Here is a 10,974-nt window from a genome sequence, read left to right on the forward strand (position 1 = left end):
AGATCCATCGCTGTAGTACTAGAATAATCGCTGCAAAAAAAGTTAGGGAAAAATCTTTAAAATATGGCGATATAATTATAGAAAAATCAGGTGGTAGTCCAACCCAACCAGTGGGTAGAGTTGTATTTTTTGAGAAAGAAGACAAAAAATATCTATTTAATAATTTCACTTCAGTTTTACGCTTGAAAGATAGCAAAATAAACTTTCCCAAGTATGTATTTTATCATTTATTTGCAAATTATAAAAACGGTTCTACAATAAAATATCAAAATAAAACAACTGGGATATTAAATTTAAAATTAGATAGATTTATTAATGAAACGGAGTTATTACTCCCGTCTCTTGAAACCCAAAAGCAAATTGCCAAAACCCTGGATACCACTGCGGGACTGCTTACCATGCGCAAACAGCAGCTTGCAGAATTGGATGAGCTAATCAAATCTATCTTTTATAATATGTTTGGCGATCCCGTGACTAATGAGAAGGAATGGGATATTAAACAACTGAGAGTACTAAGTATATTGATAACTAAGGGTTCATCACCAACTTGGCAAGGGGTTAATTACACTGATGATAAGAGTCAAGTACTTTTTATTACAAGTGAAAATGTACGCGAAGGATATTTGGATTTCTCAAAACGGAAATATCTTGAAAAGAAGTTTAATGAAATTCAAAATCGTTCCATTTTAAAGTACGGAGATTTATTAGTTAATATAGTCGGTGCATCTATAGGTAGAGCTGCGGTTTTTTACTCGGACGAAGTTGCAAATATTAATCAAGCTGTTGCTCTGGTGCGTTGCAACAAAGAAGTATGTCTAACCTATCTTTGTTATTATTTAAATTCTCCTAAGGCGTTGCAAATGTATAATGAAATGCAAGTAGATGTAGCAAGGGCTAATTTAAGTTTGAAAAATATAGGCGATTTAGCAATTATTTATCCACCTATACCACTCCAAAACCAATTCGCTGAAATAGTCGCCAGAATAGAAGCGCAGAAAGCCCTTGTTAAAAAGGCTATTGACGAAACACAGTACTTGTTTGATAGTTTGATAAGCCAGTATTTCGAATAGTAAATATACATTAAAACCATGCCTATCAAGTTCACTAAATAGATATCCATGCCGCTGAAGCAGCGTCAGCATAAAGGACGAAACTTCTTCAGTAAAGGAAGGTCAAATGCCTCAAGTGCGATTTTGAGCCTTTATTTAATGAACGAGTGAACCCGAGTGTAAGCGAGGGAATTTGTTTGAGGCGCATAAGCGCTTAAGTTATGGCTTACGCCCGAGGGTTTAGAGGACGTCGTTGTTCACAGGTGAGCGATATTGCGGAGTGCCGCTGCAACGCCCGGTGAAGCTTCGGTTACAGGACCGCGGTGCGAAACTAGCGGCACACTCAAAGTTTCTTGAAAAGGCTTTGTGATGCCGGGGATTTATTGTTCGGTGTATTTCGAACCTGCCTTGCCGCCTTTGCAGCGCCGCTGGTCCTGTCCGAAGCGAACCGTTGGCGTTTGCCGGCACGGAGCACCTGAGCGAACCGTGATGACGACGGCCTGATACGAATATGAGCACGTAGGCAGTTGACCTTCCTGATAAAGTTAATTTTCAGTTTAGCTCCATATGCTGCTAACGCAGCGCCATCAGATGATGAAAAAGTTTTTAAGATTAGTTACTTCTTAGTTACTTCGTACAGCAGTGAGGTAAATTAATGCCTGCAAACTTTGAGTTCTTGCTGGGACAAGCCGAATATGCAATGTTTGCCGCAGCCTGCGTCGAGGCGGAGAGCGTGCTGGCCTCCTCGCCTGCGATGGCGGTGGTGGGCATCCGCAAGGCTTTTGAACTGGCCGTAAAATGGGTGTACGCCGCAGACAGCACGATCACCATGCCCTACAAGGACAACCTGCAGTCGCTGATCCACGAGCCTTCCTTCAGGTTCGCCATGGACGACCGGACCTGGAGCAAGCTCCCCTACATAATCAAACTGGGCAACCTGGCAGCGCATACAGATCAAGTGGTCAGCAAAAGCGATGCCGTCCTTTCCCTGTCCTCCCTGTTCGAATTCGTCCAGTGGATTGACTACTGCTACGGCGCCGATTATGAGGAACGCCGTTTCAACGAGGCGGATATCCCGTCTGAAAAAGTGGCCCTTGACGAAGTAAAGATCAGAGAAATGAACAGCCTGATCGGGCAGAAGGATTCCGAAATTGAGGCGCTGCGCGTAAAAATTGCGGCCATCAGCGAACAGCTTACAGCAAAAAAAGCGCAGCATAAAGAAAAGCGCAAATTTACACCCGGGGATATCTCCGAATTCCTCACCCGCAAAAAATACATCGACCTGGACTTAAAGCTTTTAGGATGGATACCCGGCGACGATATCCAGGAAGAAGTTGAACTCTTCGGCATGCCCAACAGCGAGGAAAAAGGCTTCGCCGATTACGTGCTCTATGGCAAAGACGGGCTTCCCCTGGCCGTCATCGAAGCCAAGCGCACTTCCAAAGACCCGAAGACCGGAACCCAGCAGGCCAAACTGTATGCGGACTGCCTGGAGAAAATGGCCGGCAGGCGGCCGCTGATCTTTACCACCAACGGCTCTGAAACCTATTTTTGGGACGATCTTTTATTCCCGCAGCGAAAGGTCAGCGGGGTCTTTTCCAAAGCCGACCTGGAAAAACTGATCAACCGCCGCGCCGAGATCAAAGCCCTGAACGAAATCCCGGTTGACGATCAAATAACCGACCGGTACTACCAAAAGGAAGCCGTCCGCGCGGTCTGCGAAAATATTGAAAAAGGCCACCGCAAAGCTTTGCTGGTGATGGCGACCGGCACGGGCAAAACAAGGACGGCCGCCAGCTTAGCCGACGTCCTGTCACGCGGCGGGCAGATCACCAACACCCTGTTTTTGGCGGACAGGATCGCCCTGGTGGCGCAGGCGAAAGACGCCTTCAAAAACTACCTGCCGGATATGTCCCTGTGCAGCCTGCTTAACAACAAGGACGACAAGGATGCCCGGATCGTGTTTTCAACCTACCCGACGATGCTCAACTCCATTGGCACGGTCAAAAACGAGGACGGCCGGCGGCTGTTTACTCCGGCCCATTTTGACCTGATCATCGTCGATGAAGCCCACCGGAGCATCTTTAAAAAATACCGGGCGATTTTTGAATACTTCGACGGCCTGCTCGTCGGTCTTACCGCCACGCCCCGGGTGGAAGTGGACCGCAATACCTACGACTTCTTTGAAATGGAAAGCGGCGTGCCCACCTACGCCTACGAATACGAAACGGCGCAGCAGGACAAAGTGCTGGTTCCCTACCACAACATCGAAGTAACGACGAAGTTCCTGGAGCAGGGCATTGTCTACGACGACCTTTCCGAGGAAGACAAACAGCGTTATGAGGAAGATTTCACCGACGAGGACAGCGAAATGCCGGAATTCATCCCCTCCCCGGCAATCAACGAATTTATTTTCAACCAGGCCACCGTCGACATGGTCCTGGAAGACCTGATGACCAAAGGCATCAAGGTTGCCGGCGGCGACAGGCTGGGCAAGACCGTCATCTTCGCCCAGAATAAAAAGCACGCCCAGTATATCGTCGAGCGCTTTGACAAACTCTACCCGCAGTACAAGGGCAGCTTTGCCAGGCGGGTAGTCTGCGGCGACAGCTATGCCCAGACGCTGATTGACCATTTCAAGATTGCCGGGCAGGAGCCCCATATCGCCGTATCGGTGGATATGCTGGATACAGGGATAGACGTAAGAGAGATTGTCAACCTGGTTTTTTTCAAGCGCGTGCGGTCCAAGATCAAGTTCTGGCAGATGATCGGCCGCGGCACGAGAACCTGCGAAAACCTCTTCGGAGAAGGCCTGCATAAAACCCACTTTCTAATCTTCGACTACCTGGGAAATTTCGAATTCTTCCGGGTCAATAAAGACGGGATCAAGGGCAGCGAGACACAGAGCCTTTCCGAAGCAATCTTTGTCAAACGGGTACGCCTGATTCATCACCTTCAGCACTCTGCCTTTATCGATCAGCCTTACCAGGCAATCCGCTCAGACCTCGTAGATACCGTGCTGGACCAGATCAAGGCGCTGAATACCGATCTCATCTCGGTCAAACTGCAGCTGCAGTATGTCGAGAAGTATAAAGACGCGGACACATTCACCTGCCTGTCCGATCCGGACAAGCACGAACTGGCTGTCCGCCTTGCCCCGGTTGTCTATATGGATGACAATGACGAATACGCCAAACGGTTTGATAATTTCATGTACGAAATTATGCTGGCTCAAATTGAAGGGATGCCGCACTTTGAAAAGTGCAGAAAACAGCTTGTCAACACCTGCCGCAGCCTGGCCGGACGCGTTACCATCCCGCAGATCAAGGAAAAGATTGAACTTGTCAATACCGTCGTCACGGAAGAATTCTGGCAGGCCTGCGGTATCATAGAGCTTGAAAAGGTCCGCTTGGAACTGCGCGGCCTGATCAAGTTCATCGTCGACGAGCCCGGGAAAAACCTGATCTACACCAACTTGGCCGATGAAGTCTTGTTGGTTAAAGAAGGTGAAACGCTGGAGCCCGCTTACACGTTTGAGGATTACAAACTGAAGGTAAACCGCTATATAGAACAAAACAGCAACCATCTTGCCATACATAAGCTGCGCAGCAATATCCCGCTTACCGCCCTGGACTATGCAAGCCTGGAACAAATCTTTACCGGGGAACTCGGTACAAAAGAGGATTACCAGCGGGAATACCAGGACACACCGTTTGGCCTTCTTGTCCGCAAGATTGCCAGGATGGAATATGAAGCCGCCTGTGAGGCGTTTTCCGAATTTATCAATGACCAGTCTATAAATCAGGCGCAGATCGTATTTATCAAAAAGATCATTGATTATATTACGCAAAACGGTTATATCGAAAATGTCTCCGAGCTGATGAAACCGCCTTTTGACAAACCCCAGAGCATGATCAAGCTGTTCGACGGTTCAAGGCAAAAAAAGATCGTCGAGGCGGTTAAAAAGATCAAAGAAAATGCGCTGGAACCAGCCGGCTGAAAAAATAAAGCAGCTTAACAGATAAGCCTGAAAAGCTGCGCCGTTATATTGTTATTGACGTTCTAAATTAGCCTTCCTGGCCAAAATCCCTGCCAATCCGCCAGAGAGTGGACAATGTCAGCTGGGCCGCTCTTTCCTTTATATCCTGGGGCAATCCCCATAAGACAAATTCACCCGAACGGGTTTTGCCGTTATGGTTAGTTGCAATGTAAATTGTCCCGCGTAATTTTTTTTCTTTGCCAGTTTCTTTAATTTTACCCGTTACCGCAATGCTTAAGTCAGGATTGACAGCTTTTTTGCACCAGTCAGCAAGCTGTTCAGCCTGTTCCTTGCCCGGCAATGGAGAAAAAGAGAGATTTTCTATCCCTGGATTATTGCTTCCGATGATAAAACCCGCTTTATAAAAATTGCCCGGGTTTTTAATTACATTTAGCTGGTTGGCAAGCACTCCGCCAGTTAAATACTCCACGGTAGCCAGTGTCAGCCTTCTGCTTTCAAATTGCCTGCCTACAACATCCGCGAGAGTTTCGTCGTCCGTTCCGAAAATGTAGTCACCCACCCGCTGGCGGATTTTCTCTTCGAGTTCTGCGTTCATCTGCAGCGCTTTTTCCACGCTTTCCGCTTTTGAGGTAATCCGCAAGTGCACCTCGGAAAACCTGGCGGTAGGCGCCAGGGTCGGGTTTGCGCTTTGGAGCAGATCACCCAGTTGCTGGTCGGCCGTTGATTCACCCAGGCCGCTAAGCTTGATAACCCTTGACTTAATGATTTTTCTTTCGCTGCCGAGTTTTTCAAATATAAAAGGTTCAATTTCATTGTTCAGCATCATTTTAAACTCGTTGGGCGGGCCGGGAATCAGGACATATATTTTTTCATTTTGCTCAAAAATCATCCCCGGCGCTGTTCCGATGGGGTTGTCCAGCACGATCCCTCCGGGTGGGACGAGGGCCTGCCTTAAATTATTATCAGGCATCGGAACGTTGCGCTCGTCAAAAAGGCGCCTTGTTATTTTGAGGGCTTTTTCATTTATGACCAGGGGAACGCCAAGTGATTTGGCCAATGCGTCCCTGCTGAGATCGTCCTCTGTAGGTCCGAGGCCGCCGCTGATTATAATTAAACCTGCCCTCTCGGAAGCCTGTGTGATTGCCTGGGCAAGACGTTCCAGATTGTCACCGACTGTCACCTGATAAAACAGGTCGATCCCCCATAAAGCAAGGGTTTGTTGAAGATACTGCGAATTTGTGTTTAAAATCTGGCCAATCATTAGCTCAGTGCCTGTAAAAATAACTTCAGCCTGCACTCAAGTTCCTCCTCCAGCTAAAAAGAAGCAAGCATTTTAAGTTTAATACAAACAAATGCCGGAGTAAACCGGAAAGAGATTAAAATTATTTCTTAAAATTCATCACTGATCATTTTACCGGCTTGCGCCTGTTCGTTCCCTATAGCCAGTTTTTTCTTGTAATTCCAGGCCAGAACGGCTTCCGCAAATAAAACCATTTTTTGGGTCATCGATCCCCCCACGTTCCCGTTTAACCTGGAAGGCAGTTCACCTTTGTCTATAAGATCGTAATTCTTGATGCCTATTTCTTCGGCCATCTCATTTTTAAACTCTTCCAACGCAGGTAAAACGTAAGAGCGTAATTCTTTTGGTATTATATTGTGAGAGACTGACTTGATTAAATCCGGCAAATTATCTTTTGTTAAGACAGGCAAATTATTTTCCATAACTTCAACTCCCCAAACTATATTCTTATTTATAAGGTTTGTTTAATCCGTTATTTTATGTGAGGTAATTAAAAATAAATGTGGGAGGAATATCAATTTTTAGGACAGGAATTTATTTATTGCCGGACATCTGACTTTCCTATTTACTGAGTTTATGACGGGATTAGCGTTTTCTTCACAATCTGACATAATCTGAATATTAATGAAAGCAAGGATGTGATTGAAATTGCAGTATATAGATGAAGTCCGGCATGATATCTTATTAATCGCCGCCATTGCCCTGGCTATTTTGTTTGCTACCGGTCTCGCCGGGCCGCCGGGTGTTTCCGAACAGCCGATAGTCATTCCGTAAATTAAATTCAAGAAAGGCTAGAAGGCGTGAAAAAGTGTTCTCACCGGAGGAACTTAAGAGATTGATAAATAGGATTCAAAGACAACTGGGAGACTTTTCCTCGCCCGTAGCTTCGGGTGATGGCGATTCCTGCGTTAAGAAAGAATGTCTCTTATTCCCGATTTCACCTCAAAAAATGCTAGTGATATTTGGATTGTTAACAGGCGCTTTAGAGGTGGATGCAGTTTTTTTAGACAGAGACCGGACTGTACAAATTATCCTGGAAGGCTCCCTTATTACAATGGATACAAGTGAAAAGACGAATATGGACAAGAAATTGGATGAACTAGGGTCAATGCCTTTTGACCAAGTTATTAAAACACTTCTTGAAAAGCTTTAAAAACTCTTTTATATTTATCCTTTTAAAGAATAATTCTTGCTTTAGCCTGCCTCTTAAGAAAGGAAGGTGTGTAACATAAGCAGGATTTTTTATTTTTTAAGAGAATAAATTATGAAAAAGAAAAATCTAAACAAATTAGGTTTAATAACAGCAATAAGTTATTTTCTTAAGGGTGTTGCAAGAAAATCTGATAGATGATTAGATTTGGTGACTAATGAATAAATTATTTGAAAACATGTCGCTCCGGATGAAAAACTTATTTGTTATTTTTATTGTGCTTGCTGCGGCTGTTATCGTTTCGTATATTATTTCGGATAGTGTTCTGTTAAAAGGTTATATAAAACTTGAGGAAAGGGAGATGCTTAAAAATGTCGCTCGCCTGAACGATGCCCTTTCAGGTGAGCTTTTAACTTTGGAAAGGACAACCAGTGACTGGGCGGCTTGGGATGATACATATACTTTTATTGAAAATGACAACGATCGTTACATAAAAACCAACCTGGTAGCTTCCACTTATACAAGCCTTAATCTAAACCTGATGGTTTTTTTAAATTCCGACGCTAAAATTGCCTACGGGCAAGGTTTCGACCTGGAAAACATGAAATTAACCGGTTTACCTGCCGGGTTAGATAGATATTTAAACCCAGGCAGCGCCCTTTTAAAACACAAAAGCGCCGGCTGCTCGGTTAAGTCTCTTCTGCTGCTGCCGGAAGGGCCTTTGCTTATATCATCACAACCCATTCTACCGAGCGATGAAGAAGGTCCTATACGCGGAACACTGATTATGGGGCGATACCTGAATGCTGCAGAAATAAAGCGTTTGGCGGACTTGACACATCTTTCCCTGGCCCTGCAGGTCTATGGCAAACAAAGTTCTCCCGATTTTAATACAGCGTATTCTCTTTTATCAGTAGATAAACCCGTGCTGGTCAGGTCCTTGAGTCAGGAATCAATTGCCGGATATTCGTTACTGAGAGATATTTACGGTAAACCAATTCTAATTTTCAGAGTGCTTATGCCCAGAGATATTTATAATCAGGGAAAGCACAGCTATAAATATTTTGTTATTACAATTATAATTACAGGATTGGTTCTGCTTTTCTTATGTTTTCTGCTTTCAGAAAAGATGATTATGTCACGCCTGACAAATCTGATCCAATATGTCACAACGATCGGGCAAACGAAGAACTTTTCATCCCGTGTGCCTATTACCGGGGGTGATGAACTCACCGTTCTTGCTGGTGAAATAAACGTTATGCTTTCGGCCTTGGAGCAATCCCAGGAAAAAATAAAAGAGAGCGAAGAGCATTTTCGAAGGCTTTTTAACGAAGCGCTTACAGGTAATTATATATCCTCTTCTGATGGGAGAATACTTCTCTGCAATTCGGCTTTTGCCCAACTGTTTGGTTTTAAAGCAATCGAAGAAGCATTAAAAGAAAATTTCTTATCGTTTTTTATCAACGATAAGGAGGGGCAAGACTTTATTAGACTCTTAACTGAAAGAAAAAAGCTTGAATTTTACGAGACTGATCTTCAATGTATTAATGGAAAGAGAATTACCATATTGCAGAACGTAATTGGTAAGTTTGATCAAAGCGGCGAACTTATTGAGATCCAGGGATATATTTTTGATATTACCGAGAGGAAAACGATGGAAGAACAGTTGAAATACCTCAGCCTGCATGACCCCCTCACAGGTCTTTATAACCGCGCCTACTTCGAAGAAGAAATGCGGCGCCTTGGCAGCGGCCGGTTTTCCCCTGTCGGCATAATTATATGTGATGTAGACGGCCTTAAATTAATTAACGATTCGGTTGGACATGACAAGGGCGATGCTTTGCTTATCGCTGCAGCAGAGGTAATCACGAAAGCGTTTCGAACAAATGACATGATTGCCAGAATTGGGGGCGATGAGTTTGCAATTCTTATTCCTAACAGTAATGTAACCACAGTGGAAAGAGCATGCCAAAGGATGAAGGAACAGATTAATATTTATAACGGGACAAGTCCGGAGTTTACCTTGAAAATGTCCATTGGTTACGCTGTAAGCAGTGATTCAGTGATCAACATGGAAGGACTTTTTAAGGAAGCAGACAATAACATGTACCGGGAAAAAATCAGCCACAGGCAGAATATATACGGCACTGTGGTACAAGATCTGGCGAAGGCGCTTGAAACTAAAGATTTCATAAAAGATGGGCATGCAGATCGCATACAAAAACTTGTTATCCGGCTTGCCGAGGTCGCCGGATTGCCGGAAAAGCGTTACGTAAAGGATTTAAATCTTTTCGCCAGATACCACGATGTTGGGAAAGTAGGAATTCCTGAATATATTCTATTTAAAAGAGAAACCCTTACAAGCATGGAAATGGCCACTATCCGTCAGCATTGCGATATTGGCTACCGCATAGCCCAGTCCGCCCCTGAACTTCTGCCGATTGCTGACTGGATCCTCAAGCATCACGAATGGTGGAACGGTGAAGGATACCCGCTTGGGCTAAAGGGGGAAGAAATACCCTTGGAATGCCGCATCATGAGCATCGTTGACGCTTATGACGCAATGACCAACAACCGCCCCTACCGTAAGGCGATGAGCAGGGAAGAAGCTGTCAAAGAATTAGAAAGGCTGGCGGGAAGTCAATTTGATCCGGAACTTGTAAAGTTGTTTATTGAAACAATAATAATGGAAGAAGAAAACTTATAAAAATGCTCCAACAGTTAGTCTGGAAAAAATTTTATCCTTTTTGGGTATTATAAAAAGCGACAGTTTTGGCTGTTGTTTTTTAAATTAAAAAGCAACAGTTTTAATATAAAGAAGCAAAAAGTTCTTCTCTGCTAAAATTTTATTGTTTCCGGCCTGAACGAAGTAAAAAAAGGATTGTAGTACTCAAGTAAAGAAATACAAAAAAGTTTTTTTATTTGCGTATGTATTAAAATAGGACAATGTTTATAATTTTAAATACCTGGGCATAATCATTTAATAAAGAAATAAAAGGAGGTGTATTTGTGGGTTTTGAGGTATACAGACCAAGGGAAAGAGAAAAAAAAGAGAAAACGGCAACAGTTTCTTTCTCAAAGAATTCTATCGTGCTAAATAAGGTTGCCAGAGAGAGACTTAATTCTTCTGAAGTCGAATTGGCTTTTGATAACAATTCGAAAACAGTTCGCATCAAAGAGGTCCATGACGGGGACATGCCCAGAATGGCTATCAAGAAGACAAAAATATACGGCAAGGGGTTTTTTAAGTTTTTCGATATTAAACCTAAAGGAAAATGTGAAGCCAAGTTTGAAGACACGGACAAATCCCTTTATGTTTACATCGGCAACATCCTGCATTAAGCTATTATAATAATGGCAGCTATTCAGTAATCCTTTTCTTCGTTGCTGAGAACGTAATTTATTAAAAAACGTTAATTGCATGGTGGATATAAATCTGTTATAATAGAGATATTCTGTTATAATGGAGAGTGAG

The 10,974-nt window shown here is 43.9% G+C and carries 7 protein-coding genes; 5 read left to right on the forward strand and 2 right to left on the reverse strand.

Going from position 1 to position 10,974, the window contains the following annotated elements:
- Both DEH07_01875 and DEH07_01880 read left to right on the forward strand, forming a co-directional pair.
- Window positions 1-1,070: hypothetical protein (locus DEH07_01875; protein ID HBY03300.1), on the forward strand; the 1,070-nt coding region annotated here is incomplete at its 5' end.
- A 634-nt stretch (window positions 1,071-1,704) separates the two neighbouring features.
- Entirely contained in the window at window positions 1,705-5,049 is a 3,345-nt protein-coding gene (locus DEH07_01880; protein HBY03301.1) for a DEAD/DEAH box helicase, read from the forward strand.
- A gap of 67 nt (window positions 5,050-5,116) precedes the next feature.
- On the opposite strand, the gene DEH07_01885 is transcribed toward DEH07_01880, so the two are convergent.
- Window positions 5,117-6,346, reverse strand: coding sequence for a competence/damage-inducible protein A (locus DEH07_01885; GenBank protein HBY03302.1), 1,230 nt, complete (start codon window positions 6,344-6,346; stop codon window positions 5,117-5,119).
- A gap of 92 nt (window positions 6,347-6,438) precedes the next feature.
- Window positions 6,439-6,771: an acid-soluble spore protein gene (locus tag DEH07_01890; GenBank protein ID HBY03303.1), complete on the reverse strand. Its 333-nt coding sequence runs from the start codon at window positions 6,769-6,771 to the stop codon at window positions 6,439-6,441.
- 386 nt (window positions 6,772-7,157) lie between these two features.
- Between DEH07_01890 and DEH07_01895 the strand changes: the two genes are divergently transcribed.
- The 3 genes from DEH07_01895 (at window position 7,158) to DEH07_01905 (ending at window position 10,841) form a co-directional block, all read left to right on the forward strand.
- Entirely contained in the window at window positions 7,158-7,502 is a 345-nt protein-coding gene (locus tag DEH07_01895; protein HBY03304.1) for a hypothetical protein, read from the forward strand.
- A 214-nt stretch (window positions 7,503-7,716) separates the two neighbouring features.
- Complete coding sequence (locus tag DEH07_01900) at window positions 7,717-10,206, forward strand: hypothetical protein (GenBank protein HBY03305.1); 2,490 nt, start codon at window positions 7,717-7,719, stop codon at window positions 10,204-10,206.
- A gap of 302 nt (window positions 10,207-10,508) precedes the next feature.
- Entirely contained in the window at window positions 10,509-10,841 is a 333-nt protein-coding gene (locus DEH07_01905) for a hypothetical protein (GenBank protein HBY03306.1), read from the forward strand.
- Window positions 10,842-10,974 lie beyond the last annotated feature (133 nt).

This window comes from Desulfotomaculum sp. (genome assembly GCA_003513005.1).
Classification (GTDB): Bacteria; Bacillota; Desulfotomaculia; order Desulfotomaculales; family Nap2-2B; genus 46-80.

Excerpts from the sequence above, each read along its gene's own strand:
- DEH07_01880 (HBY03301.1), top strand. The coding sequence starts at position 1,705 with ATGCCTGCAAACTTTGAGTTCTTGCTGGGACAAGCCGAATATGCAATG.
- DEH07_01890 (HBY03303.1), bottom strand. The coding sequence starts at position 6,771 with ATGGAAAATAATTTGCCTGTCTTAACAAAAGATAATTTGCCGGATTTA.
- DEH07_01900 (HBY03305.1), top strand. The coding sequence starts at position 7,717 with ATGAATAAATTATTTGAAAACATGTCGCTCCGGATGAAAAACTTATTT.